The 24,634-nt window shown below is 37.6% G+C and carries 31 protein-coding genes; 23 read left to right on the top strand and 8 right to left on the bottom strand.

The window, feature by feature from the left end:
* Positions 1-14 precede the first annotated feature (14 nt).
* Positions 15-494: a DUF6530 family protein gene (locus tag ABC382_RS04235; protein WP_274797107.1), complete on the bottom strand. Its 480-nt coding sequence runs from the start codon at positions 492-494 to the stop codon at positions 15-17.
* A gap of 152 nt (positions 495-646) precedes the next feature.
* Here ABC382_RS04235 and ABC382_RS04230 point away from each other — a divergent pair, with 152 nt between their 5' ends.
* The 3 genes from ABC382_RS04230 (at position 647) to ABC382_RS04220 (ending at position 3,604) form a co-directional block, all read left to right on the top strand.
* A complete protein-coding gene (locus ABC382_RS04230) occupies positions 647-1,078 on the top strand; it encodes a hypothetical protein (RefSeq protein ID WP_274797108.1) in 432 nt (143 codons plus the stop codon).
* Positions 1,079-1,551: 473 nt separating this feature from the next.
* Positions 1,552-2,748 carry an MFS transporter gene (locus ABC382_RS04225; RefSeq protein WP_412926611.1) on the top strand — a complete coding sequence of 399 codons (1,197 nt, stop codon included), beginning with the start codon at positions 1,552-1,554 and terminating at the stop codon, positions 2,746-2,748.
* A gap of 517 nt (positions 2,749-3,265) precedes the next feature.
* A complete protein-coding gene (locus ABC382_RS04220) occupies positions 3,266-3,604 on the top strand; it encodes a hypothetical protein (protein ID WP_322605078.1) in 339 nt (112 codons plus the stop codon).
* Positions 3,605-3,878: 274 nt separating this feature from the next.
* Here ABC382_RS04220 and ABC382_RS04215 read toward each other — a convergent pair whose 3' ends face one another.
* Complete coding sequence (locus ABC382_RS04215) at positions 3,879-4,757, bottom strand: DMT family transporter (protein WP_322611026.1); 879 nt, start codon at positions 4,755-4,757, stop codon at positions 3,879-3,881.
* Positions 4,758-4,961: 204 nt separating this feature from the next.
* On the opposite strand from ABC382_RS04215, the gene ABC382_RS04210 reads away from it, so the two are divergent.
* Complete coding sequence (locus ABC382_RS04210) at positions 4,962-5,432, top strand: Lrp/AsnC family transcriptional regulator (protein WP_312506872.1); 471 nt, start codon at positions 4,962-4,964, stop codon at positions 5,430-5,432.
* Between the two features lie 42 nt (positions 5,433-5,474).
* Here the strand turns inward: ABC382_RS04210 and ABC382_RS04205 are convergent, their stop codons facing one another.
* Positions 5,475-6,032 carry a recombinase family protein gene (locus ABC382_RS04205; RefSeq protein ID WP_322610875.1) on the bottom strand — a complete coding sequence of 186 codons (558 nt, stop codon included), beginning with the start codon at positions 6,030-6,032 and terminating at the stop codon, positions 5,475-5,477.
* Positions 6,033-6,150: 118 nt separating this feature from the next.
* Here ABC382_RS04205 and ABC382_RS04200 point away from each other — a divergent pair, with 118 nt between their 5' ends.
* The 5 genes from ABC382_RS04200 to ABC382_RS04180 all read left to right on the top strand — a co-directional run bounded on the left by ABC382_RS04200 (position 6,151) and on the right by ABC382_RS04180 (position 9,343).
* Positions 6,151-7,578: a SulP family inorganic anion transporter gene (locus tag ABC382_RS04200; protein WP_322610874.1), complete on the top strand. Its 1,428-nt coding sequence runs from the start codon at positions 6,151-6,153 to the stop codon at positions 7,576-7,578.
* 9 nt (positions 7,579-7,587) lie between these two features.
* The gene (locus ABC382_RS04195) at positions 7,588-8,007 is read left to right on the top strand and encodes a universal stress protein (protein WP_274797116.1); all 420 of its coding nucleotides are present in this window, start codon (positions 7,588-7,590) and stop codon (positions 8,005-8,007) included.
* A 165-nt stretch (positions 8,008-8,172) separates the two neighbouring features.
* On the top strand, positions 8,173-8,472 hold the full coding sequence (locus ABC382_RS04190; RefSeq protein WP_412926610.1) for a hypothetical protein: 300 nt from the start codon (positions 8,173-8,175) through the stop codon (positions 8,470-8,472).
* A gap of 164 nt (positions 8,473-8,636) precedes the next feature.
* The gene (locus tag ABC382_RS04185; RefSeq protein WP_313470507.1) at positions 8,637-8,915 is read left to right on the top strand and encodes an ArsR/SmtB family transcription factor; all 279 of its coding nucleotides are present in this window, start codon (positions 8,637-8,639) and stop codon (positions 8,913-8,915) included.
* Between the two features lie 44 nt (positions 8,916-8,959).
* Positions 8,960-9,343, top strand: a complete 384-nt coding sequence (locus tag ABC382_RS04180) for a VOC family protein (RefSeq protein ID WP_322610869.1) — start codon at positions 8,960-8,962, stop codon at positions 9,341-9,343.
* A gap of 52 nt (positions 9,344-9,395) precedes the next feature.
* Here the strand turns inward: ABC382_RS04180 and ABC382_RS04175 are convergent, their stop codons facing one another.
* Positions 9,396-9,548, bottom strand: a complete 153-nt coding sequence (locus tag ABC382_RS04175; RefSeq protein ID WP_412926609.1) for a hypothetical protein — start codon at positions 9,546-9,548, stop codon at positions 9,396-9,398.
* A 78-nt stretch (positions 9,549-9,626) separates the two neighbouring features.
* Entirely contained in the window at positions 9,627-10,472 is an 846-nt protein-coding gene (locus ABC382_RS04170) for a copper amine oxidase N-terminal domain-containing protein (RefSeq protein ID WP_412926608.1), read from the bottom strand.
* Between the two features lie 146 nt (positions 10,473-10,618).
* On the opposite strand from ABC382_RS04170, the gene ABC382_RS04165 reads away from it, so the two are divergent.
* Positions 10,619-10,783: a hypothetical protein gene (locus ABC382_RS04165; protein ID WP_412926607.1), complete on the top strand. Its 165-nt coding sequence runs from the start codon at positions 10,619-10,621 to the stop codon at positions 10,781-10,783.
* A gap of 414 nt (positions 10,784-11,197) precedes the next feature.
* Here the strand turns inward: ABC382_RS04165 and ABC382_RS04160 are convergent, their stop codons facing one another.
* Positions 11,198-11,659 carry a DinB family protein gene (locus ABC382_RS04160; RefSeq protein ID WP_412926606.1) on the bottom strand — a complete coding sequence of 154 codons (462 nt, stop codon included), beginning with the start codon at positions 11,657-11,659 and terminating at the stop codon, positions 11,198-11,200.
* An 87-nt stretch (positions 11,660-11,746) separates the two neighbouring features.
* Positions 11,747-12,364: a LysE family translocator gene (locus ABC382_RS04155; protein WP_274797127.1), complete on the bottom strand. Its 618-nt coding sequence runs from the start codon at positions 12,362-12,364 to the stop codon at positions 11,747-11,749.
* Positions 12,365-12,513: 149 nt separating this feature from the next.
* On the opposite strand from ABC382_RS04155, the gene ABC382_RS04150 reads away from it, so the two are divergent.
* The 6 genes from ABC382_RS04150 (at position 12,514) to ABC382_RS04125 (ending at position 15,281) form a co-directional block, all read left to right on the top strand.
* Positions 12,514-12,753 (top strand): DUF3953 domain-containing protein, encoded by a 240-nt coding sequence (locus ABC382_RS04150; protein WP_412926605.1) that lies wholly within the window; start codon positions 12,514-12,516, stop codon positions 12,751-12,753.
* 73 nt (positions 12,754-12,826) lie between these two features.
* Positions 12,827-13,252, top strand: a complete 426-nt coding sequence (gene fabZ, locus ABC382_RS04145; RefSeq protein ID WP_322605085.1) for a 3-hydroxyacyl-ACP dehydratase FabZ — start codon at positions 12,827-12,829, stop codon at positions 13,250-13,252.
* A 27-nt stretch (positions 13,253-13,279) separates the two neighbouring features.
* Positions 13,280-13,459: a hypothetical protein gene (locus tag ABC382_RS04140; RefSeq protein ID WP_407134464.1), complete on the top strand. Its 180-nt coding sequence runs from the start codon at positions 13,280-13,282 to the stop codon at positions 13,457-13,459.
* 169 nt (positions 13,460-13,628) lie between these two features.
* The gene (locus ABC382_RS04135; protein ID WP_412926604.1) at positions 13,629-14,042 is read left to right on the top strand and encodes a hydroxymyristoyl-ACP dehydratase; all 414 of its coding nucleotides are present in this window, start codon (positions 13,629-13,631) and stop codon (positions 14,040-14,042) included.
* The gene (locus tag ABC382_RS04130; protein WP_412926603.1) at positions 14,026-14,472 is read left to right on the top strand and encodes a DinB family protein; all 447 of its coding nucleotides are present in this window, start codon (positions 14,026-14,028) and stop codon (positions 14,470-14,472) included. Before ABC382_RS04135 ends, ABC382_RS04130 begins: the two co-directional genes overlap by 17 nt.
* 62 nt (positions 14,473-14,534) lie before the next feature.
* The gene (locus ABC382_RS04125; protein ID WP_412926602.1) at positions 14,535-15,281 is read left to right on the top strand and encodes a polysaccharide deacetylase family protein; all 747 of its coding nucleotides are present in this window, start codon (positions 14,535-14,537) and stop codon (positions 15,279-15,281) included.
* A gap of 44 nt (positions 15,282-15,325) precedes the next feature.
* Here the strand turns inward: ABC382_RS04125 and ABC382_RS04120 are convergent, their stop codons facing one another.
* On the bottom strand, positions 15,326-15,610 hold the full coding sequence (locus tag ABC382_RS04120; RefSeq protein ID WP_412926601.1) for a translation initiation factor 2: 285 nt from the start codon (positions 15,608-15,610) through the stop codon (positions 15,326-15,328).
* Between the two features lie 140 nt (positions 15,611-15,750).
* Here ABC382_RS04120 and ABC382_RS04115 point away from each other — a divergent pair, with 140 nt between their 5' ends.
* The 7 genes from ABC382_RS04115 (at position 15,751) to ABC382_RS04085 (ending at position 24,595) form a co-directional block, all read left to right on the top strand.
* On the top strand, positions 15,751-16,518 hold the full coding sequence (locus ABC382_RS04115) for a GNAT family N-acetyltransferase (RefSeq protein ID WP_412926600.1): 768 nt from the start codon (positions 15,751-15,753) through the stop codon (positions 16,516-16,518).
* Positions 16,519-16,807: 289 nt separating this feature from the next.
* Positions 16,808-18,322 carry a lmo1851 family serine protease gene (locus ABC382_RS04110; protein ID WP_312506885.1) on the top strand — a complete coding sequence of 505 codons (1,515 nt, stop codon included), beginning with the start codon at positions 16,808-16,810 and terminating at the stop codon, positions 18,320-18,322.
* 70 nt (positions 18,323-18,392) lie between these two features.
* Positions 18,393-19,295 (top strand): CobW family GTP-binding protein, encoded by a 903-nt coding sequence (locus ABC382_RS04105; RefSeq protein WP_412926599.1) that lies wholly within the window; start codon positions 18,393-18,395, stop codon positions 19,293-19,295.
* Between the two features lie 444 nt (positions 19,296-19,739).
* Positions 19,740-20,411 (top strand): CAP domain-containing protein, encoded by a 672-nt coding sequence (locus ABC382_RS04100; RefSeq protein ID WP_412926598.1) that lies wholly within the window; start codon positions 19,740-19,742, stop codon positions 20,409-20,411.
* A gap of 662 nt (positions 20,412-21,073) precedes the next feature.
* Complete coding sequence (locus ABC382_RS04095) at positions 21,074-22,507, top strand: spore germination protein (RefSeq protein ID WP_407134475.1); 1,434 nt, start codon at positions 21,074-21,076, stop codon at positions 22,505-22,507.
* A complete protein-coding gene (locus ABC382_RS04090; RefSeq protein ID WP_312506888.1) occupies positions 22,504-23,529 on the top strand; it encodes a GerAB/ArcD/ProY family transporter in 1,026 nt (341 codons plus the stop codon). Before ABC382_RS04095 ends, ABC382_RS04090 begins: the two co-directional genes overlap by 4 nt.
* Complete coding sequence (locus ABC382_RS04085) at positions 23,519-24,595, top strand: Ger(x)C family spore germination protein (RefSeq protein WP_312506889.1); 1,077 nt, start codon at positions 23,519-23,521, stop codon at positions 24,593-24,595. Before ABC382_RS04090 ends, ABC382_RS04085 begins: the two co-directional genes overlap by 11 nt.
* Positions 24,596-24,634 lie beyond the last annotated feature (39 nt).

The following is a 24,634-nucleotide window of genomic DNA, read 5'->3' as shown; positions in this document are numbered from 1 at the left end:
GTTCCTCTTGAGTTTTAATAACCCATTTCTTTTAAGATTCGAGATAGTGTCCGAAGGCGCTCACCAATTAACTCACCATCATTATTTAATGCCTGTTGAAAAAGCTGTATATCCTCTTTAATTTGTTCATTTTCTGTACAAACCTCTACAGTCATAGCGTCTCCTTGTAAGCCTACACGATTAATAATAGGGTTTTCTTCATCATATAGATGCTCGTGACGATACGCCTCCTTAAAATAAAGTTGTGTTTCACATACTAAAATAGCCAGGTCAAGAACACGATGCAATGGAAGCTCCTCTGATTGACGCGACCATTTGCCACCAGTATGTCGCCAAACCTTCGCAGAAATATCAACCTTTCCTCGATCATTCCATTGCGCCAAGCCAAGAGAAAGCCCTTGAGCATCTGTTTGATAAGCTGTACGCCCGTCAATATTAGCGTAGTTTTCAGCAACGATAACAGGTTTATGTTTTAAATGTGTTGGGATTTTCATTTTCCGAACTCCTCGTCATGCAGATTTAGTAATTTAGTAAATTACTGCTTTAGTAAATTTAGCATCCAATGAAATAGAAGTCAAATCAAAAAAATGTAACGTTTTCTTCAATTGTCAGTCTAATAAGTAAAATGATGGAAAGGGGGATATGCATGAAGCCTTATCTACGTATGGTTTCCTTCTGCTTATTAATAATGATAATAATACCTGCCAACGCTGTTGCAACAAGCTGGGTTTATCCCTTTGTTGTTTGGGATGGTTATATGTATGAAGTGACCGATGAAAAAGTAACAACGATTGAAAATAAAATTGGAGCGGTCACGAAGTATTCAGATATGAAGGAATATGGAGGGAATTTTTCAAATGCTTATCCAAAAGGAACAAAATATTTTTCTATAAAGGGGATAGATACGGAGATTGCCATTGCGGTACAGGTTGATAAAGGGACCTACCTGAAAGCCATTAGAGACGGAGAGTATACGTATCATCAATTCAACATTGCCCACAATTTATTTAAAGCTTTAGTAGTAATCGGCCTTTTTCTTATTCTTTTCCTATTGTTCAATGCTTTGCGTAAGAGGTAAGGAGTCTAGTTATACCTCCCGATCTGCTGTATTTGTATTTTTCAATTAGTGTTTGAACGGGCTACCTTAAAACGGTACAACGTCTAACAGGAAAATGGTAAACAGGATGATTAACATTTTTTAAAATTCTTTCGAGAAACCTGTAACCTTTGCAAAGCTGATACGACTAATATAATAGTGGAATACAAAAAACTAAAGCAACCTAGTAAGTTTCACTTTTCACAAAAAGACCAGGACTCTAAATATTTGAAGAGCTCCTGGTCTTTTTGTGTTCTGGAATCAAATGGGAAGTGATGTTAAAATAAGATCAATACTTTAGAATTTTCTTAAAATGATATCAAGTCACCTATAAATGAAAAAATAACGTCCCCCATTGTTTTTTCAAATAGGCATATAAAGGAGTTAGCCAATGCAAAACGGTCCAATTTAAACATCCCCATAAAAAGCTAAAATTTTTTTATGGGGGATAAAAAGTGAATAAAAAAAACCGTTCTTTTTCAATTTTACTGACAGGTCAATCTCTTGCGGATATAGGAGATATCCTCTATATCGTAAGTGTTATTAGTATCATTTATCGTCTAACCAATTCCGCTATTTCAACGGCATTGGTGCCATTTATTATTACTTCCAGTATGTTGATTTCAAGCCTACTGACACCAATCTTTACTACGAAGTGTCCTTTGAATCGTTTGCTAACTATTTCTCAAGGCTGTAAAACAGCTGTCCTCGTTGGTCTTGCATCCTATGTAGAATGGGTAGGTGCTAAGCCAATCGTTGTCTATATTTATGTCATGATTGCGATAATTGCCTTACTGGATGGGTGTGCCAATCCCATTCGTCAATCCTTGTTACCTCATTATGTGGAGGAAAAGGATTTGTTGCGAGCAAATAGTATAGCTGAATCGGTTATTCAATCCATTCAAGTGGGTTCTTGGTTCGTTGGAAGTTCCTTGCTTATTCTTTTTACTCCATCTCAACTTTTATGGGTTGTTGTCTTTCTTTTTTTCTTGGCAACAGTTCTTTTAAATCTTTTACCAGATGTCCCTTGGAAACAAAGTCAGCAGACAAAAAAGCGGCAATTACTAGTCGAAGGCTGGCAAACCATTCTGCAAAGCCCTGTGCTAAAAATAGCGGCACGTATGGATTTACTAGAATCTATTGCAGGTGCAGCGTGGGTCGCAGCTATTTTGCTTGTCTTTGTTGAGGAGGCTTTGCAGGTTTCCTCTCAATGGTGGGGTTATCTCAATGGCATTTTTTTCATTGGAATGATTATAGGGAGTATGATATGTCTAAAATGGACTTCAGTTGTCGATCGTAAAAAAGCAGTGTTCATTTGTGGAGGTGCTTTGTTATCAGCTATTTTCACATTGTTCTTTGCCTTTAGTCCGACAGCACTTTTGGCGTTACTTTGCTCGTTTATGATTGGCATTTGTGGACAATTAAAAAACATCCCACAACAGACCATCGTTCAAACAAGTGTCACCAAGGAAAAATTACCAACCGTTTATACCTCTTTAAATGTCATTGTTACTGGGGTATTTGGCATTTCTTCGTTCATTTTGGGCATCTTATCGGAATGGTATGGAGTAAGAATGGTTTTTGTCGTGTCTTCCATGATGCTATTTGTCGTTAGCCTCATAGCTTATAAAAATAAAAAGTTGTTCACGTAAATTAGTGGCCCCTCCTTTCACGGTTGGGGCTATTTTTATAATTTTTATTATGGTTATGAATCACTAGAGGACGTTACGAAATAAATTAATTATGAGACAGCTTTAACACAATTGGACCAATCATCGAAAATGGGGAAAATGTTAATTTTTGGGTATTGCGGTGTGGCCCATGTCAACAGGAGAGTACCTAATTTAGAGGTATTCTATCAACGCAATTAATGCCACAGCCTATGATAGTCTTGCGAAGGCCGTAGTATCCGATTTTTATAGACAAAAAGGGGATACTACAAAAAAAGCTCTGTAGTGATGAATTATCCAAGTACTTTTATTTTTGATGAAGAAGGAAAACTACAATTCAGCAAGAAGGTGAAATCAATCAACAGAAACGAATACAATTAGAGGATGGCATGTAAATATCGAAAAAAGACCGATAGAAATGACAATAAATTCAGAAAAACGAAACTTTTCCCATATATACGACGTAGAAGTAGTAATTAACGGGAAAGGTGCTCTTAGAATGCGTAGGAAACACGTCATTATTATGGTCATTGCATGGATTGTGGAAATAGTGTTAACGTATTTGATTGCCACTATGTTCACGGTACGATTTATTGAAGTGATGTTTTTCACTGGTGTTGCCTTTACTCTAGGGACATTCTACTTTTCTAGTAGTGGTGGAGCTATGTCTAGACTTTTTGCATCCCAAGTGAGTGCACAAACAGGTATCATTCATGAGCGAGAACGGTTCCAGGTTCAACTTGGTCCGACCTTTTTGGCGTCTCTGCTATTTTTCCTTATTGGATTGGTTTTCTTTATCTTACTTGTAATGGGTATCATTCCACCACAAAATATGTAAAAACTACATAGGTTACGGTGGAGTGCTTGTTAAAGTCATTCAACCATAAAGAATCAGCTATTCTCAAGAAGGAATAGCTGATTTTTTATGTTAAAATGAATAATTTTTAATTGATTGAAGCTTACCTTTATTCAGCAGGAACGTTTTGGTGAACGTAGTTGATTTCTATCTCTTTCAAGATTGACACGGAAGAATTTGTTAGAATCGCAAAGTATTATTTTAACCTAGAAGATGCGACTGAATTTGAAAGTTGGTTGAATAAGAGTTCTTTATGTTATACCGGAGAAGCCTGTGGTATTTTTGTTTTAAAATGAGTGAATAAATAGCAGCCGATAATAACGATCAGTCCTCCAGCCCCTTGCAACCAAGACAGCTTTTCTCCGATAAACAAAAAGGCAAGCAGGGCCGTGAAAATAGGATTAAAGTTTAAAAAAATACCAGAGGCTGTTGCCCCTAAATTCTGTACCCCAATATTCCAAAATACCATACACAAAACAGTAGAGATAATGCCTGTATAGAGGAGTGAAAGAATGAAAGCCGAATCCATATTAGAAATGGTAAAATCCATCCTTGTAAACGGTACAAGCATGAGCACACCGAATATACCTGCGTATAATGTCGCCATTAACGGAGATGTAGTTTTCATAGCCCATTTACTACAAACCGAATAAAGTCCCCAGACACAGACGGCTGCAACCATCCATAAATCCCCAGAATTCAATTGAAAATCCAGTAATAGCTGCCATTCTCCTTTCGAAAGAACAAGAACCACTCCAAATAAAGAGATTGTCATTGCCACAAGCTGCATGCTATTTATTTTTTCTTTTAGCAAAACAAACGAAAAGAGGGCAATTGAGATTGTATTCATCGTTGAAATTAGACCTGCATTAGTGGATGTTGTCCGTTCTAACGCTAAAAATTGAAAAATATTAAATAAGGCCACACCTGTAATGCCCATCAAGAATAAGGGCACAAGAGCTTGTTTTGCAGGCACTAATTTCTTTTCTTTCCACCAGACGAATGGTACAAGGACGACGACTGCTATTAACCATCTTGCTGTGGTTAATGTCATAGGAGAAGCGTGTGCGACAAGCGTTTTAGCCACGACAAAATTTCCTCCCCAAAGTAGACTCGTGATGAGCATTAAGCCCATATAAAACTTAATCAAGGCATGTAACACTCCTTTCAATAATATGTATACTAAGAATCATAGCATTATCGGATGTTTAGCTGTATAATATTTTGTTGAATTGATTAAATTCAAAATAATTAAAAGTTATTGAAGTTTTTACAAAAAAATCTTCTGTAATTAAGCGTTATATGTCAGTTGTAAGAAATTATCGAAAGGGGGAAAATTGTGGAGGAGATTAAAAATAAGGCGCTAGATAGCGTGGACCTTCAATTATTAGATATTTTGCAGAGAGAGGTTCAACTCAGTAATGCAGAATTGGCTAGACGAGTCAATCTTTCCCCGCCAGCAACACATACGAGGGTCAAACGTTTAGAAAATGAAGGATATATCGATCAGCAAGTCGCGATTTTAAATCAGGAGAAATTAGGTTTTGATTTACTGTGCTATGTTTTTATGAGTACAAATATTCATCAAGCAAAGGAACTAGAGGAATTGGAGAACAGCTTGAAAACAATGACCGAAATATTAGAATGTCATTGTTTAACAGGTGCCTATGATTATCTGTTGAAGGTTGTTATACGAGATCGCAAGGAATTGGATTTATTTATTCGAAAATTAAATAAGCTCGGGATTTCTAGAATTCAAACGAACTTATCCTTACGTGAAATTAAATCTTCTACAATATTACCAATATAAAAAAACAGCAAGTTTGAGCAGCGAACGCTCACTTGCTGTTTTTTAGTTATCATGATGGCCTTTATTCACTTCATCTATATAACGGTATAAGGTAGATTTACTTATGCCTGTTTCGTTTTTAATGTCCATAAGTGAATAATTTTTACTTTGATACATCGCAAATGCTTTTCGTAAATTATCATCTGATTTTTTAGGTCGTCCAATCGTTTTTCCCGCTTTTTTAGCTTCAACCAGACCAAATGTTGTGGCATGGCTCTTCAGCTGAGTTTGTAGATTAGTAAAGAGGGTAACGGACTCTAATAAATCTAGCTGGAGCAATGATGTATTGGAAATCTGCTCCTCTAGGAACGTAATCCTGACACGGTCTTTTGCAAGGACGTGAAGGACATCTAATAATTGATGAAAGGAGTCTGCTAGCACCACTAGATTTTCAACAACAATTTCATCGCCTGGTTGGATTGTCATTAATAGATCCTCTAGGACATGCCTTTTTTTCGAAAAGGGATGTGCTTCTACAAATAATTGATCTACTTGTCTATCTACTAGCTGTTGTTCTCCTGATTCATCACCAATTATTGGCCGCTTATAGCCGTAAATCATCATTAATCCTCCCAAAATCATTCCTTTTTGGGAATGAGTATGTTATGCTACTTCTTGTTCGTCCCAAATAGGTATCTTTTGGTACGATTTATTCTACTATAACTAAGGGAGTTTATTTATGCAAACGTTAAAAGAACAATGGTTTGGCAATGTCCGTGCTGATCTATTATCAGGTATAGTTGTTGCCCTTGCACTTATTCCCGAAGCCATCGCATTTTCTATTATTGCAGGCGTTGACCCGATGGTAGGTTTGTATGCTTCATTTTGTATCGCGACCATCATCGCCTTTGTAGGGGGAAGACCGGCCATGATTTCCGCTGCTACAGGTGCGATGGCATTGGTGATGACGAGCCTTGTAAAAGATCATGGTCTTCAATATTTATTAGCAGCAACGATTTTAACAGGTATTTTCCAATTGTTTTTTGGGGTACTAGGTATTGCTAAGCTAATGCGTTTTATACCTAATGCCGTTATGATTGGCTTTGTCAATGCGCTGGCTATCTTAATTTTTATGGCACAAGTCCCTCACTTTTTAAAAGAAGGGCTTTGGACATATGTATTTATTGGCATAACATTGTTGATCGTGTATATTGTACCTAGATTTTTCAAAGCAATCCCAGCACCATTAATTGCTATCGTTGTCTTAACAATTGTGGCCTTCTCAACAGGTGTGGAATTAAAAACGATTGGAGACTTAGGTTCCATTGAGCGTGCATTACCGTCATTCTTCATTCCAAACGTGCCATTTACAATGGAAACGCTAATAATTATTTTGCCTTATTCATTAGCTCTCTCTATCGTTGGATTACTAGAATCCCTGTTAACCTCGCAAATTGTCGATGATATGACAAGTACGAAAAGTGATAAAAACCGAGAAGCACGTGGGCAAGGTATTGCCAATATTGTCAATGGCTTTTTTGGTGGCATGGCCGGCTGTGCGATGATCGGTCAATCAGTCATTAATGTTAAATCTGGAGGGCGAGGACGTCTATCAACACTAGTGGCAGGGGTCTTTTTAATGTTCCTCATCATTGTCCTTGGCGATTTAGTGGTAGATATTCCAATGCCGGTTTTGGTTGGTATCATGATTATGGTAAGTATTGGTACATTTGACTGGGATTCATTCCGTTATATTGTGACAGCTCCTCGGGCAGATGCATTTGTCATGATTGCTACGGTGCTCATTGTTGTATATACCGATAACTTAGCTATTGGTGTTGTCATCGGTGTTATTTTAAGCGCCCTCTTCTTTGTATCGAAGGTATCGAAGGTTTCCATCCAGCAAGCAGGTACGACCTTTATCATCGAAGGGCCCTTATTTTTTGCCTCAACGAAAAGCTTTATGCAGGCATTTGAACATATTAAAGCTTCCAGTATTACTATTGATTTATCAAGTAGTCATCTATGGGATGAATCGGCCGTTGGAGCACTCATGAAAGTCAAAGCCCGTCTAGAAGCACAACAAATTGATGTAAACCTAGTAGGCTTAAATCCTGCAAGCCAAGCGTTATATTATCAATTAAATGGCATCACAACCAACCATTAGGAGGTAAGCGTGTATCAGCGTATTTTATTAACAGTAGATGGCTCTGATAATGCGTTTCGAGCAGCACAGGAAGCTATAAAATTAGCCAAGCTGTCCGAAACCTCCACAATCGATATTGTGTATGTGGTGAATGTAGATAAAATAAAGAATGAACTGCTAATCGCTGGCACTATCGACAACGTGGAGCTAGCCCGTCAGCGCAAAATCGCCCCAGTTGAACAGGCATTACAAGAAGCAAACATTTCTTATCAAACAACATTTTTAAAAGGAGACTCTGGTCCCGAAATTGTACGCTATGCCAATGAACAACAAGTAGATCTTGTGGTCATCGGTAGCAGAGGATTAAATAGCTTACAGGAAATGGTCCTTGGCAGTGTTAGCCATAAAGTCATGAAACGTGTACAATGTCCAGCCTTAATCGTAAAATAAAACCAGCTGTCCCAACACCTTGTCAGAAACGATAACACGGTTGGGACAGCTTTTTTATTTTGAACTGCTCAATAAAATGTCGGACCCTTTTCCAAGAAGGTGAGGAGGAAGAGTCCAGGAAAAGTGATGGATCTCCTTTAAGTGATGAGATAAGTGTTCAAATAAGTGAAGGATCCGCTCCAAACAATAAGGGAAGCGCTCAAAAAAGAGAAGCCTCCGCTCCAAATGATGGGAAAAGCGCTCGATAAAGTAAGGACCCCGCTCCAAACGATGAGAAAAGCGCTCAAAAAAGTAAGGAACCCGCTCCAAATGATGAGAAAATCGCTCAAAAAAGTAAGGGACCCGCTCCAAATGATGAGAGAATCGCTCAAAAAAGAGAAGCCTCCGCTCCAAACGATGAGAGAATCGCTCAAAAAAGAGAAGCCTCCGCTCCAAATGAGGAGAGACCCGCTCATAAAAGAGTAATCTCCGCTCAAACTAATAAGGCAACCTCTCAAAAAAACTAAAACCCGCTCCAAAATGTAAGAAGCAATCCCCACAAAAACAAATCGTTCCATCCTATTCTATACATGCAACTGATTAGTTGCTTCTAATTGACGTGCAACCAAATAGTTGCATATAATCGATGTATGAATTGGGATAAAGACGCTATTTTTAAAGCACTTGGGGATTCGACACGGAGACTTATATTAGACGAACTAGCCGAACGTGACGAGATGACGTTGTATGAATTGACGGTTCGCCTTCTCATGAAGTATGAACTTTCTATTTCGAGACAGGGGATTGCCAAACATCTTTCAGTGTTAGAAAATGCAGGACTCGTCACATCACAACGTAAGGGAAAATATCGAGTGATGATCTTCAATAAAGAACCACTTCAAGATTTGCTGAAAGGATGGGTAGAGTAAAGTAAGAGACGGTACTACACCACAAAGACAAGGAGGAAAATATATTGAATATCATAGTAAACAGTATATTTGTACAAGATCAAGCGAAGGCACTGGCATTTTATACGGAGAAGCTAGGGTTTGTAAAAAAGGAGGATGTACCTGTAGGTAAATATAGATGGTTAACGCTTGTTGCGCCTAATGATCAAGAGGGTACGGAGCTTTTGCTCGAACCAGATGAGCATCCTGCAGCAAAAGATTATCAAAAGAGGATTTTCGCAGAAGGGATTCCCGCAACGATGTTTGGTGTTGCAGATATAGAAAAAGAGTACGCGAGTTTGCTGGAGAAGGGTGTAAAGTTTACTATTGCACCGACCAAAACAGGGGATGTCACAATAGCAGTTTTCGACGATACTTGTGGTAATCTTATACAGATTATACAAAGATAGTCCAAAATAGAAGCGTGTTTTGATTGTATTTCATCAAAACACGCTTTTCTTGTTAGTCATCAAGTACCAAAACACTTTGATGTTCTTTTGGCTCTGCATTGACGGTCTGTTCTTTGGCTTCGGCTTCCTCACTAGGCGGAGCTTGTTCCGCGGAGCAGCCAGCCAGGAAAAGTAGCACAATACTTAGTAACAGTAATTTCTGCATGTGACAAACCTCCATCGAGCAAACGTTGATAGGAATAGTTTGCGCAAATTCATACAGAATATGATAAGCATTAAAAATTTAAGCTACTGTATTACTAATAACGGTACTAAAGCCATTTTCTGATGCATTGTTGATAAGCTGTTGAATCGAATTCACGGCTTGCTCTGAGAAGATATACCAGCTATTTTCGGAAACATCATGTAGAAGTACCTTAGGATAGCCTTCTAGTAGTTCTTCTGGGAAAGGACCGTTTAATGAATAAATATCAAATTGCTTGATACTATTATTGTCATGAGTCATAAAATCATACTGGCCAAGCTTGTAGTAAGACCCAGGTTCATCTAAATTAAAGTGCCAATAATATTCCTTTGGAGCTTCTACTTTGTCGCCTTTCTTTTCTTGGAAAATTTTATAAATAGCGTTGTGATAGGCATTGCCCTTTATCTCCTGAATGATACCACCCATTGTCATATGGTATTCATATTGTAGGGCCTTTATTTTTTCATTTTCAATCAGCAATGGTTTAGTTGCAATAGACACTGTTCCTTGCTTGTAATCGACTTGGCTGCCAAATGTTTCGGCAATAAAGCGGAGCGGTACATAGGTACGGTTATTTTTAATGTAAGGTTTTACATCTAATTGCTCCTTTTTGCCATTTTTAATGACTGTTTGATTGTTGACATTTAAAGAAACCGTTGTTTGATTCATCGATAGGGTAATTTTTGAATCTTTCCAATCAACTTGGGCACCAAGGTTTTCGCTGATTACACGTAAAGGTACCATTGTTCGATTGTTTTTTTGCTCGGGTGCTGTATCCGTTTTTACTACAACATCGTCAATCTTAATTTGAGTCGTGGCAGCTTCAGCCGGTGAAGCCATCCATAACATTGATGTTATACAAAGTCCTGTGAAAATTTTCTTCATGGTAATAAACCTCCTACATATAAAAAATTGCAACATATACAATTTTACCATAATATTCTTCTGTTTTTAATAAAATTTTTGTATAAATACCGTAGCGTATAATCCGATTATGTTATCTAATACTAAAACTGAAAGGAGGTTATTCTGTGAAATTTTTAACTTGGGGCATTGTAGGTGTGGCGCTTTTTGCAGCCATGAAAGGCTATGGGAAATCAAACCAAGGACAGAAGGAAAGCTTTCAGCAAACGACAACACCTGTTCAATTAGTTGCAAATGCTCATCCACTGACAGCCAATACACCGAAACAATAACATGAAAAATAGGCTTATAGATTGATTTAAATCTATAAGCTCACTAAATTATACTTAAATATCCTATAATTGGTATAATAGATTGCGAGAAAAATGGGTGTAGATGCTTTATTTTAAAAATTATCATGATGACGATTTAGAAGTAATTCTGCAATTATTTTATGAATTTGTACATAATGTCAACGCTCAAGATTATTCAGAGGCACAATTGGAGGTTTGAGCACCTTCAGAAATGCAGCCAACAAAGTTTATTGGTCAGAAGTTGAAGACGTTCGGACAAGAATATATCGAGCCTTAGAAATAAATAAAGATGGAAATTGTCTACCGCAACAAAATGGTTAAATCTTATTTTGATTTGCATCTGATAAAGGTAACTTAAAAATTAACAATGAATAAGGAAGCAAAAGACCCAAATTAGTTCAGGAATCGATGAATGGTTAAAATCGCCTGGAAATGCAACCCTTCATGAAAGATAGTGCGTAGTAGTACTTGTTCAATGGTTTGCATGCCCATGTCAATAGAAGGAAATTCTTCAGCCAATCGATCACCATATCGTTCCTTGACTTGGTCAGGCTGCCGAGCCAAGTACTTTTTTAATTCCTCAAAGGTAGGCGTTTCTTTGTCAAAATGATTCGGCGATGTGCCAAAACCAAACCATTTCATGAAAACGTCTAGCTCCGCATCCTTTTCTTTTGTTAATGCTTCTATCCATAAATATTGATCGAGATAGAGATGGCCCAAATTCCAGCGAATATTATTATGAAAACCAGCTGGAATGATATTTGCCTCTTCTTCAGACACATGCTCTAGGAAGTGGAGCAACTCGCTACGGTAATGAGCTAATTGCTCAAATAAATTTTCTTGACGTTGATTCAAGTTAAACCCTCCTTTTTATTATGTATTGGCTAACATTCTTCATTTTCCTGCAAAAAAAGAAGAACACATATCGTGTTCTTCTTGAAATTATCTACTTTGTGTCTGTAACGCTAAACGGACACCGAGACCGATATAAACGAAGCCGACTGTCTTTTCAAGCCAACGTGAGCTACCACTCGTTTTCGTAAAGATTTTCTCACCGATGAAGCTTGTAATAATTGCTAGTAGGATAGTATACAAGGCACTCATTACGACAAATGTAATCCCCAACGTTAGTAATTGGCTTGTGACAGATTGTTCATTGTGCTGAATAAATTGTGGTAGGAAGGCAAGGAAAAATAATGCCGTCTTCGGGTTTAAAATTTCTGCCAAAAACCCTTGGCGGAATGACGTACTAGCTGGGCTTTGTTCCACAGTTGGTTGTTCGATTTTCTTTGGTTTTGTGAGGAGCATTTGAATACCTAAATACACAAGGTAGGCTACCCCTATATATTTCACCACTTCAAAGGCAGTGGCTGATTTCATTAAAATAGCAGAAAGACCTAAAACAGCCGCTAATGTATGCACTAAATCTCCAAGACCAATGCCTAAAGCTGTATAGATTCCATTCTTTTTACCACTTTTTAATGTTTGTGTAATCGTGATAATGACAGCAGGACCTGGAATTAAAAATAATAAAAGAACTATTGCAATAAAAGATAACATGCTAAACCATCCTATTCTAATAAACTAATCATTCTAGGGTGAATGCATGGAATATTATATTCTAGCTACAGTGCGGCTGTCGATAAAGAAATATTGAAAAAGTAATGAAAAAATATTCAGAAAAGTAATTTAACGGGGGAGTGATTGCAATGAGCAGATCTTTAGGCTTACAACTACTATTTGCTGTGGCCATTATTATGATTAGCGTTTATGGTCTCGTAACAAAGGATTTTACGTTTTTACCTGTTACGTTCACCTTATTAGGCTTAACATTTGTACTTATCGGGGTGAGAGAGTGGCGAAAGGAGAAAAAATCGGCAATGAGCATCGTATCATTTGGCACAGCTTGTTTTCTATTTTTGGTTGTAGCACTGTCATTTTTTCCTTAAGCTTTATTTTTAATACCAACTACTAATAATTAGTGTTAGAATAAGGCTATAAAAAGCTGTGGAGGGATTACGTATGTTAACTGGTCAACAAATTCAAGAAATTTTACCACACCGTTATCCATTTCTTTTAGTAGATCGTGTGTTGGAATTAGAGGAAGGAAAGCGAGCAGTGGGGCTAAAAAATGTGACCATCAATGAGGAGTTCTTTAACGGTCATTTTTCACATTACCCTGTAATGCCTGGTGTGCTAATTGTAGAAGCACTTGCACAAGTCAGTGCAGTCATTATGCTAACAAAGGAGGGGAATGAGGGACGCTTAGGTTTATTGGCAGGTATTGATCATTGTCGCTTTAAAAAACAAGTAAAACCTGGTGATCAACTACGCCTTGAGGTGACCATTACACGAGTTAAGGGAGCAATAGGAAAAGGGACAGGAATAGCGACTGTAGATGGAGAAATCGTATGTGAAACGGATCTTGTTTTTGCGTTTGGTAATTAAAAAAATTTCGCAAATGGAGGTGCTAGTATGAAGTATACCATCATGCTGTATATCGCTATTTGTATGATGCAAATTATCATTTTAGCGAACATTACTATTGCTAAAGGTGCTTATAATGGACTGGCAATGTGGCTCTGTACGACGGTTTTTGTCTTTGCTTCTACCATGTTTGGGCTAAGCTGGCAACAGAAAAGCACTAAAAAATAGTAACTTTACTTTCTGACGTACTACTTCTCCATCTTTCTATCATATATTATAAGGTCTAATTGTTTTTATCATGAGCGAATGAGGAGGTTTAAGGGTCGCCTTCATTAACATTAAAGATGAGCTATTAAAGCCTGAGAAAGCGCTGGCGAATGATTTTGGGGATCAATTTGTGCTTAAGTTTCATAAAAATATACTTCATAAAAAGCTAAACGATGAGGTATATAGGTCTTATTTTGTTATTTTTCAACAGCAATATACAATTCAAGAGGTTCAATATATCATCCGAATTTTAAAATTACAGGCGGATGAAATTATGCGTTATATGCCTATTTTTATCACGTTAAGTGGGGTTATTCTGTCCGTATTGATGTTCATTGCTGCGACGATGAATAACATGTTCTTAGTGGGGATGTCGCTTGTCCAGCTTGTGTCAATAACGGTATTAAGCTTTACGATCACTGTTTTAATGATTTCCTTTAAAATTGAAAAAGAGTATAAACGAGTGCAAGATGTCATTGCGTTGTTAGATTATTATGTTCAGATTGATCAGGTAGGGAGTGACCATTATGCAAAAGACGATTGATCAATTACAATATTGGATTATAAAAGTGCCCGAATTATTTCATGTGATGACAGCAGAAGAAATAGCGCATCGACCTGCGGCGAAAAAGTGGTCTAAAAAAGAAATAGTTGGTCATTTATGTGATTCGGCTATAGTTAATCTTGAAAGACTAATAAACATCCAGTATAAGGCTTCACCATACGTAGTGACTACATACGACCAAGTGCGATGGGTCGAGTTACAGGGTTATCAAGAAATGCCAATAGAAGCTATTTTACAGCTATGGACGAGCTTAAACAAAAAAATCATCTATGTGCTGGAAAACATAGCTGAAAAATCGTTAGAACTACCGATTGTTATGAATCAGCAACATTTGACACTAGCATCGCTTATTCAAGATTATGTGCAACATTTGGAACATCATATACAACATCAAATTTGCGAAACGTAAGCATTTTTTTATGAAATCCTCAAATAATAAAGTACGAAAAAATTATTTGGGGACGTGAAAATGTGAAAAAGCTTTTACTGTTTTTACTACCACTTTGTCTAATTACCGTGTCATTTTTTTATATGAAAGTGAGTTCTTCTGAGAATAAAGGAAGAAAGTATTATGAAGAAGCGGGACAAATTCTTTGGGAAATCCAAACAGATGAAAAAATCATTGCCTTAACTTTTGATGATGGCCCGCATCGTAAATATACAGCAGAAATTCTCGATGTCTTGGAGCAATATAATGCGAAAGCTACCTTTTTTATTGTCGGCCAAAATGCAGAAAAAAATCCAGAACTTCTTTCAAGAATGTATGAAGAGGGGCATGAATTAGCCAATCACACATTTACGCACCCTTTAAAAACAAATGTGCCGAACTTAATGAAAGAAATTCAACAAACCGATGAAGTAATTGTTGGTATTACGGGCTATCAGCCAACATTATTCCGGCCGGTCGAGGGACAATATACCGATGCAATGATTGAAGCAATTACCAAGGAAGGCTATAAAGTCGTGATGTGGTCCTGGCATTTGGATACGCTAGATTGGAAAAGCCCTGGAGTCCATCGTATCGTTAACACGGTACTGAAAGGTGTGAAGGCTGGTAATATTGTTCTCTTTCATGATGGTGGTGGAAACCGAGCCCAAACAGTCAAAGCACTGGAGCAGATTCTACCTGAGCTGGAAAAACAGGGTTATCAATTTGTAACAGTTTCTGAATTGATGGAAATACAGGGGACGCCGAAGAAAATGGAAAAAAAACAGTAGTGTTGAAGCAAAACGTCTTCAACACTTTTTCTTTATGTAAAGGGTTATTTTAACATTTTTTTAATTTGTTTAAGCTCAGTAATTAAATAATCAATTTGTTTCTGCATATTATCTATTTTCACTGTTTGATTGCCATTCCCATTGCCATTGCCATTATTATTTTGAGAAGAATCATTGTTCGCGTTTTGGAGCGCTTCTAGTACAAGACCAGCTGCAATGGTCTGTAAGCCATCCCCTAGTGTTGAAATGGCTGTACCAATATAAGATAGCTTAGCCGCGTAAATTTCTATCGATTCATTGCCTTGGTTTTGTTTATTATTTCTCCCCATTGTTTTTCCTCCTTACATGTGTCATTACTAGCATCATATGCGTAAGCTTAAGAAAAGGCGATTCACGTTCACGATAACGCTATTTGAATCATTCACCAATAATGGTAAAATTAGCAGAAATCATTATTGGAGGAAATGCCATGTCACAGATAGAAATGCTTGAAATGAACGGAGAATGGTTAGAGGGAATGGGCAGTTTCTGTTTACGGAGCAAAAAGAATTCGCCAGGCTATCTAAACAAAAACAAATGGCTCAATCAACAATTTGAAAAAGGTTTACACTACATACAGCTACTTGAAAATGGTAAACAAGTAGGTTTTATTGAGTATGCAGATGCGGAGTACTCGTCGAGGGTCGTTTATGCTGATGGCTTTGTAGTTATTCATTGTCTCTGGGTGAGTGCAGTAGGCAAGGGTTACGGAACACAATTACTGAAAAAATGTTTAGAGGATGCCAAAAAGAGAGGGAAAAAAGGAGTAGTCGTCCTATCGAATGATCAAACATCCTGGACACCGAGCAAGGATTTATTTTTACAGCACCAATTTCAATGTATTGCAACAGCACCTTATGATTTCGAATTATTAATGTTTGCATTACAAGAAAATGTTGATTTGCCTTACTTTCCTAATAACTGGAAGGAACGATTGGCGAAATTTCAAAACCTAACTATTTTGCGTTCGTTTCAATGCCCCTATGTTGAAGTAGCTACAGAAAACATTCAAGTAGCGGCGAATAAATTAGGATTGATACCAGATCTGATTGACCTTCAAAATAGAGAGGATCTGATGGAAAAATCGCCTACTCCATATGGCATTTTTTCTGTCGTTTATAAAGGGCAACTTATTACCTTTCATCGATTAACCGTCCATTCGGTCTATAAAAAACTGCAAAAATTAATGTATAGTTAATGAGGTGCAACTTTTTTGCTCTCTTGCACGTTATATTCTTATAGCTTTTCTATGTTTCTTTTCGTTTTTTGTTGACTGCTACTAGGAAATGAGTAAAATTAAAAGGCAGTACCATTATATGTCTAAACTTAGGTGAATAGGTGCTAGAATACTAGATAGGATGAAGCATGATTGGACATGGTCTGTCATGAAATTTTGACAGTCTTTTTCTTTTCGTCTTCTGTATAACCTGTTAAGATGGTAGTAGTGTGACAACAAGTTAGTGTAAATGAGAGTGGTGACAATCAAGATGGATGAACAGAAAAAAGAAAGTACAGAACAGCAGCAGGAAACGACACCAGCTGAAATAAAGCCGGCAGGACAATTTATTCAACTGAAACCGTTTAAATTTATCATGCTCATGTTCTTTACTATTCTTATCACGGCAGGTTTAACGATTTTTGCGTTAACATTTGGTGATAAGAAAGTAGTGGAAGTGAAAGTTCCGGTTGAACGTGCGGAATTTACAAAATTATATGAAGCATTTGATTTACTGAAAAATAACTATTACCAAGATATTGATGATGAAAAAGTAGTCGACGGTGCGATCAATGGTATGTTTGATGCATTAGGAGATCCATATTCTGACTTTATGGTGAAGGAAGAGGCCGACCAATTTAATTCTGGCTTATCTTCTAGCTTCCAAGGAATTGGTGCTGAAATTCAAGAACGTAATGGTTATATTACAGTTGTGTCACCTATCAAAAATTCTCCTGCTGAAAAGGCAGGCTTATTACCAAAAGATATCATCTTAACGGTTGATGGGAAAAGCATTCAAGGCTTCAGTGCAACGGAAGCAGTGGCACTCATTCGCGGGGAAAAAGGAACACCTGTGAAATTAACAGTGAAACGCGGAGAAAATACGGAGCCTATTCACATGACAATTGTTCGTGATGATATACCAGTGGAAACAGTGTATGGCGAAATGCTTGATGGCAATATTGCCCATATTCAAATTACATCATTTAGTGAACAAACTGCCCAAGAGCTTGACAAAATCCTTGCTGAATACGAAGGTAAAGGCATGAAGGGCATTGTCTTAGATTTACGTCAAAATCCTGGTGGCTACTTAAAAGCTGCAGTAGATATTTCTAACTTCTTTGTACCAGAGGGCAAGGCGATTGTTCAGGTTCAAGAAAAAAATGCAGAGCCACAAATCACAAACGCTATTGCAGGGAAGAAATATAATCTACCAATCACAGTGCTTGTCGATAATGGTAGTGCTTCTGCTTCAGAGATTTTAGCAGGTGCTTTAAAAGAATCTGTTGGTGCCAAAGTTGTAGGTGAAACATCCTTCGGTAAAGGTACTGTTCAAAATGTGACACCATTAAAAGATGGCTCTAATCTGAAATTTACAACAGGCAAATGGTTAACGCCTAAAGGTAACTGGATTAATGAAAAAGGGATTGAGCCTGATGTCAAAGTGGCTTACCCATCTTATGCCTCTTTACCATACTTGAATGCCTCTATTGAAATGAAGGCAGGTTTACAATCTGACTCTGTGAAAGCAGCAGAGGAGATGCTTCAAGTATTAGGGTATGAGCCTGGTGAGGTCGATGGCATTTTTGATGACAATACAGAGCGTGCTGTAGAAGAACTACAAGCAGCGAATAACCTTGAACAAACAGGTATTTTAACTGGTAATACAACGTACGCATTAATGGATGCTTTACGTGCGAAAATGAAAGCGGATGATCCACAGTTGTTAAAAGCCAAAGAGCTTCTTTTAGGAACAGCTGAAAAAACTGAGGAATCAACAAACTAACAGTGTAGCTGTCGCAGCAGTCGTCTTTCACGGCATCTGCGACAGCTTTTTTTATAGGAGGACGAATAAGATGAAAGATGTATACCTTTTTAGTGGCTTTTTAGGGAGTGGCAAAACGTCAATGCTCACAGATGTCATTCGCCAACTAAAAGAAAAAAACTTAAAGCCAGCAGTCATTATGAATGAGCTTGGGAAGTTACCATTTGACTCACAGGCAGTAGAAAAAGATATTCCTCTTAAAGAGATGCTAGAAGGCTGTATTTGCTGTTCAGGTGCTGAAAAAACGGAGGCACAAATTCAATCTCTTCTATTAGATAGTGATTTTGATGTGTTAATTATTGAAACAACAGGTGCAGCACATCCCGTGGAAGCATTAGATGCTGTGTATTCACCCCTTTTTGCTGATAAGCTTAATGTCAAAGGCATTGTCACAGTAGCTGATTCTAAGCTTTGGCTCCATCGTGAAACGCTAACACCGCAAGTACGTTCTTTATTTATGGAACAAATTCGCCATGCACATCTCTTATTGGCAAATAAAACAGATTTATTAACAGAGGTGGAGCAAGGTCAGGTCGTCTACGAGCTCCAGGGCTTAAACCCACATGCCTTTATTTTGCAAACAACAAATGGGCGTGTACCACTACATTTATTAGAGGGATTAAAGGCAACGACACAGGTTGATAAAGCGGACATTGTCAAAGCACCTATTGCCTCCATGCAGCTTGGCTCACGTTTAGTAGAATTCACGGATGTGGAATTTTCTCAGGAGCAGTTTGAAGATTGGGTTCGAACATTACCTGAAACGATTTACCGTATGAAAGGCTATGTACCAATTGAGGGCATCAAAAATCCGATGCTGTTCCAATACGCTTATGGGATGGTACAATGGCTGCCCGAGTATATTAAAATGCCAGCAAAACTTGTCATCATTGGAGAGAATGTTGGTTCACTACCTGTTATTGGGATGAATTAAATAAAATGTTAACCTGCGCATTTTTACACATATAGGTCATGTGTAGTTTTACGCAGGTTCTTTTATTTTTATGTAAATGAAATGTAACGCCTTTGTAACATAACTGTAATATTAGAATGGCTATCAGCTATCAATGCTAGCCATCTCTAGCTCTATTCAACAATTGAAATGAAAAAATGAGGAATAGGATCGGTTGCATAAAACATACATTTTTTATTCATTTTAAATGCTGTTTTTCGAAAATATTTACTAGTTTAAGAGGAGTGTCAACCCTCTTTCGAACGTAAGTATTTCATAGATTGGAGAAACCTACTAAAAAGTAGGGTAAAAAAAACCCGATTTTTCGCGCATTTCTTTCCTTGTTGGCGTAGTTAGCAAATGATGGTAGGAATTTAAAGAAAATCATCCCTTACGATTAATGGCAGAGAAGGAGGAATTGCAAACATGAAAAAAACACTCACTGCAATTTGTGCAACATTTCTATTAGCAGCTCCAATTCAAATAGCTTCTGCTGCTACTAATACAACAGAAGGGAATTCCGTAAAGCAGTCAACGAACTGTAATGTTTATTATTATAAATGGTCAAACAATCATAAGTGGAACATTCAATTACCACAGGCATCTACACCATCTAAAGAGACGCCAACTACAAATGATAATACACAACCGACACCAAATAATAATCAACCATCACAAAATGAAAAACCAGCAACAACACCATCTACAACAACTTCAGATGTAAACGCATTTGAACAAGAAGTAGTTAAATTAACAAATGCAGAACGTACAAAAGCAGGTTTATCACCACTTCAAACTGATGCAAAATTAATGGCTGCAGCTCGTGAAAAATCACAAGATATGCAAAGTAAAAACTATTTCTCACATACAAGTCCAACATTCGGTTCACCATTTGATCGTATGAAAGCTTTAGGTATCACTTACAAAGCTGCTGGTGAGAACATTGCCCAAGGTCAACGTTCACCACAAGAGGTGGTACAAGCATGGATGGACTCACCAGGTCACCGTGCGAATATCTTAAACGGTAACTTTACACATATCGGGGTAGGTTACGTGAAATCAGGTAACTACTGGACACAACAATTTATCCAAAAATAATCAACCGTTTAAAGAAAGATGCTCTATAAGTCTGCCGAGGCTTATAGAGCATTTTTTTTGTTGATTTAATGGGGAGCTACCTTCTAGAAAAGTAGCATATGGCAAAGTAATTAGAACGGATTTCTTCAAATAGGAGCGGGTATCCTCTAAATAGGATCGGGTATCAGGTTAATAAGAGCGCTTTTCGACCAAAAAGGAGCGGGAACCACGGTAATAAGAGCGCCTTTCATCTAAATAGGAGCGGGTATTAGGTTAATAAGAGCACTTTTCGACCAAAAAGGAGCGGGTAATAGGTTAATAAGAGCGCTTTTCGACCAAAAAGGAGCGGGTAGCAATGTAAAAGGAGCGCCTATCCTCTAAATAGGAGCGGAACCAAGGTAATCGAGCACCTTTCAACTAAATAGGAGCGTATATCAAGGAAATAAGCGCGCTTCTCTTGACACAAGAGGGTGAGAAGAAATTAGCCTTGCATAACCAACATGAAAAAATGGAAGGTAAGCCTTTTCTGTATGAGGATCTCGAGACTTATTTTAAAAAATAAAACACCATCAAGATGCTCCTTTTTCCTTAAGGGCATCTTTTTTTATGTCTCTGTTCCCTTATAAGAGTGGCGTTTGAAAACTGCTAAAAATGCTTATACTCTCCAATAGAGGAGGCGTTTTATGGATAAAGTGGAATATATGATGAAAAGCCTGCAAAAAGCATTCTACCATTCATCTGATTTGACAGTCAGACAGGTAGATTGGCATGAAGGAAACCCTGCTATTTTATGCTTTTACGCTTCTCTTGTTGATGCGAAGGAAGTACAAAAAGTATTAGATACGATTTATGCACGATTAGATACAGAAAAGCCTTTTTGGAGTGAAACCTTAATTACGACATTAGAAGATTTTGACCTCCCTCTAGCGATTGAGCGGGTATGCCAGGGCGAAACAATTGTTATATTGCCTGAAATAGGGAAAATGCTGACACTTTCTATTATCAACGATGTCCACCGAAATCTTGAAGAACCTATTAATGAACATATTCTACGTGGCTCCCATGAAGGTTTTATTGAAAGAATCGATACGAATTTAGCCTTGTTACGCAAGCGGGTGAATAATCCAGCGCTTGTCGTTAAATCTTTTCTGGTTGGCAAAGAAACCAAAACAAAAGCGTATTATCTCTACATGGATGGGGTGATCCAACCGGAGACACTGCGTGAGATAGAGAAGCGTATTAGGTCTCTCGATATCGACTATTTTTATAGTATAGGTCAATTAAGTGATGCATTGGAGGATTCTGTGTTGTCTCCATTTCCTCAATTGCTAAATACAGAACATCCTGATCGGGTTGTTGCCAATTTAGTGGAGGGTAAGGTTGTCGTGATGACGAATATTTCACCAACCGCTTTTATTGCACCCGTCACGTTTTTCTCTTTCTATCAAACACCAGACGACTACAATGGTCGAGTAATCGTTGGATCCTTTTATAAAATTGTCCGATTGCTGTCGTTTATAACTGCTGTTTTTTTACCAGCTTTTTATATTGCCGTGATTAGCTTTCACTTTGAGGTATTGCCTTTGGAATTAAGTAATCAAGTGAAAAATGATGTAAAGGATATCCCTTATCGTCCATTAATCGAAGCCCTTATTCTTGAAATTATTATGGAATTAATTCGAGAATCGAGCATTCGTTTACCACAATCCGTAGGGCAAACCATCGGGATTGTTGGAGGCTTAGTTATAGGGGATGCAATTGTAAGTGCGGGCCTAGTATCCAATTTAATGGTCATCGTTGTCGCTCTAACGGCTATTTCCAGCTATGTGGTGCCATCCGTTGAATTGAATAGTACAATTCGTATGCTACGATTTCCGTTTATGGTACTAGCCTCTATGTTTGGTTTTTTAGGGATTGTTGTGGGGATTGTTATTTTACTCATTCATCTCCTCAATTTAACGTCCTTAAAACAGCCGTATTTTTCACCGATCATTCCATTTCAGCCAAAAGCGGTCTTTAAAATCTTTTTACGCTGGCCGTTTATTAAGCCATCCGTTCAAGTTACTAGCTTTCAGCCGCCAAAGGATGCACAGGCAAAAAATGAGGATACACCATGAATGTTTCTCTTTCAAAAGCTCAATTTTTTCTTTTATTATTTATCATACAGACAGGTGTTGTTTATATTGCCTTCCAAACACCATTAATCATTGGCAGTCAGACGAATGCTTGGTGGATCTTTATGGTAGGTAGTGTCATACATTATGGTCTACTCCTATTTTTCGAACGTAATTATCAATATTTCTATTTAAATGCATTCTTTCGATGGATCTATCAAATTTATTGGCTGCTGCTAACAGCTATTTTAATTGCCTATATGGGCTATGTATTAGCCTCATGGGTACTCCCGCAGACACCTGAATGGATTGTTGTAGTCATTATTGCTGCACTATCTCTTTATGCCAATGTGAGTAGACCTGAAACAGTCATTAATATGAGTGTCATGCTACTGCCGATTATTTTGCTATTTGTGATTTTTTTAATGCTAGCGCTACCTGACTTAACGTGGAGTAACCTTTTCCCAGTTGAGTGGAATAATAAACAAATCATAGCGGGGATCATTCATAGCACTTACGCTTATTTTGGAATTGAAATGTACCTCATCTATCGACCGTATGTACAGAAGGAATTACAGGTCAAAGGGAAACCATTGTTCATCTATCAACTGGTCATTTTTATTTTTTTCTTTATGTCGATTGTTTTTACGCAAATGTTTTTTGGTTTGGAGGAGATCAAGCTTATTCCAGAGCCAATTATGTATATTTTGAAATCACAGGAAGTCACATTCGTGAAGCGGCTTGATATTTTTTTCGTTTATATATGGCTTTCTTGGTCGATTGTTACGGTCATGATTTTCGGGCTGTCTTTTCGTTTGCTGTATTTGAAGAAAAATAGGAAGAAACCGATTGGAAGTATAGTTGTCTATCACATATTGCTAGCTGTTCTTCCGCTTTTTGTTATTAAATTCCGAAGCATAGAATTAATCAAAAACTCTTTACATTATCTATTTTTAGTCTTTACGTTTTTGTTACCCATTGTCATTATCTATTGGAATAAATGGAGGGGAAAAGGTGTATCGTAAGGGGATTCTACTGATGTTGTCCGTCTTGCTGCTTGTCGCTTGTTGGGATGAACGCCTCTATAAAAATGCTTCCGTTGTGACGCTTGTTGGTGTGGAAGGGCGTGTGGGGGAATATAAAGGTTATTATGCCTATCCCAACAATACTGCTCAGCAAACAGAGATTATTATGGCTGAGGGAATTTCACCAAGGGATGTTCGTAGTAAAGCCAATTTGAATGTCGAGCAGACACTTGATTTATCAGAACTATCAACTATTCTTGTTTCTGATCAAACGGTAAAAGAGCCCCTTTATGATATTTTAGATATTTATTTCCGTGATCCCCATAACCCCATTTCCATCAAAATTGCAATAACAGATGGGGATGTACAACCGTTTATTGACTTAACAAAAGATTTATCGGGTAGTGCAGGAGGCTATTATCAACGGTTTATTGAAAGTTCAGAAGAAAATACCTATTTTCCGAAGCTGGATTTACAGACCGTTGGCTCAATGTTATTTGAACAGACAATCGATATTGCTCTTCCATATATCAAGCTAAGTGAGGATAAAAAGCATGCGGTTGCAGCTGGTTTAGCCTTGTTTTCAGGTCAAACCTTTACGGGTACAGTCTTAACGCCAGATCAATCATTAATGATGCTGCTTTTAATGAATCAATCTAGTAAACAAGCACGAATGAGCTATATGTGGAAGCATGATGGAAAAGAAATGCCGATTACAGCAAATGTTATTCATGTGAAAAGGAAATGGACAGTGAATGAGGAATTACGAAGAATCACGATGGACTATCAAATAGACATGGAAATTGAGGAATTTGCCCAAAATCATTTATATAAAGATTCCATTTTCAAAGATGTTCAACAATTGTTTCAAGATCGTGTGCAGGCTGAATTTGAGGAGGTTTTACGCATTCTTCAAAATCAAAAGTCAGATACATTAGGGATAGGTCGTCATATTCGGGCTTACCACCCAAACATGTTTCAAGAAAACTGGCGTGATGAATTTGCATCATTACAGCTTGTGCCGACAGTTCAAGTAAAAATCATTCGTACAGGAGTTATACGATAAAAATCGCCTTTCTCAACAGGAAAAGGCGATTTTTTAATC

The organism is Lysinibacillus phoenicis, from assembly GCF_047238325.1.
In the GTDB taxonomy this organism is placed as follows: Bacteria; Bacillota; Bacilli; order Bacillales_A; family Planococcaceae; genus Lysinibacillus; species Lysinibacillus irui.
Note: the sequence above shows the minus strand (reverse complement) of the source record. Positions and strands in the feature narration are given on the sequence as shown.

Coding starts and splice junctions, on each gene's coding strand:
- ABC382_RS04235 (WP_274797107.1), bottom strand. CDS start 494: ATGAAAATCCCAACACATTTAAAACATAAACCTGTTATCGTTGCTGAA.
- ABC382_RS04230 (WP_274797108.1), top strand. CDS start 647: ATGAAGCCTTATCTACGTATGGTTTCCTTCTGCTTATTAATAATGATA.
- ABC382_RS04220 (WP_322605078.1), top strand. CDS start 3,266: ATGCGTAGGAAACACGTCATTATTATGGTCATTGCATGGATTGTGGAA.
- ABC382_RS04215 (WP_322611026.1), bottom strand. CDS start 4,757: ATGGGCTTAATGCTCATCACGAGTCTACTTTGGGGAGGAAATTTTGTC.
- ABC382_RS04205 (WP_322610875.1), bottom strand. CDS start 6,032: ATGATTTACGGCTATAAGCGGCCAATAATTGGTGATGAATCAGGAGAA.
- ABC382_RS04200 (WP_322610874.1), top strand. CDS start 6,151: ATGCAAACGTTAAAAGAACAATGGTTTGGCAATGTCCGTGCTGATCTA.
- ABC382_RS04185 (WP_313470507.1), top strand. CDS start 8,637: ATGAATTGGGATAAAGACGCTATTTTTAAAGCACTTGGGGATTCGACA.
- ABC382_RS04175 (WP_412926609.1), bottom strand. CDS start 9,548: ATGCAGAAATTACTGTTACTAAGTATTGTGCTACTTTTCCTGGCTGGC.
- ABC382_RS04170 (WP_412926608.1), bottom strand. CDS start 10,472: ATGAAGAAAATTTTCACAGGACTTTGTATAACATCAATGTTATGGATG.
- ABC382_RS04155 (WP_274797127.1), bottom strand. CDS start 12,364: ATGTTATCTTTTATTGCAATAGTTCTTTTATTATTTTTAATTCCAGGT.
- ABC382_RS04150 (WP_412926605.1), top strand. CDS start 12,514: ATGAGCAGATCTTTAGGCTTACAACTACTATTTGCTGTGGCCATTATT.
- fabZ (WP_322605085.1), top strand. CDS start 12,827: ATGTTAACTGGTCAACAAATTCAAGAAATTTTACCACACCGTTATCCA.
- ABC382_RS04140 (WP_407134464.1), top strand. CDS start 13,280: ATGAAGTATACCATCATGCTGTATATCGCTATTTGTATGATGCAAATT.
- ABC382_RS04130 (WP_412926603.1), top strand. CDS start 14,026: ATGCAAAAGACGATTGATCAATTACAATATTGGATTATAAAAGTGCCC.
- ABC382_RS04120 (WP_412926601.1), bottom strand. CDS start 15,610: ATGGGGAGAAATAATAAACAAAACCAAGGCAATGAATCGATAGAAATT.
- ABC382_RS04115 (WP_412926600.1), top strand. CDS start 15,751: ATGTCACAGATAGAAATGCTTGAAATGAACGGAGAATGGTTAGAGGGA.
- ABC382_RS04110 (WP_312506885.1), top strand. CDS start 16,808: ATGGATGAACAGAAAAAAGAAAGTACAGAACAGCAGCAGGAAACGACA.
- ABC382_RS04105 (WP_412926599.1), top strand. CDS start 18,393: ATGAAAGATGTATACCTTTTTAGTGGCTTTTTAGGGAGTGGCAAAACG.
- ABC382_RS04100 (WP_412926598.1), top strand. CDS start 19,740: ATGAAAAAAACACTCACTGCAATTTGTGCAACATTTCTATTAGCAGCT.
- ABC382_RS04095 (WP_407134475.1), top strand. CDS start 21,074: ATGGATAAAGTGGAATATATGATGAAAAGCCTGCAAAAAGCATTCTAC.
- ABC382_RS04090 (WP_312506888.1), top strand. CDS start 22,504: ATGAATGTTTCTCTTTCAAAAGCTCAATTTTTTCTTTTATTATTTATC.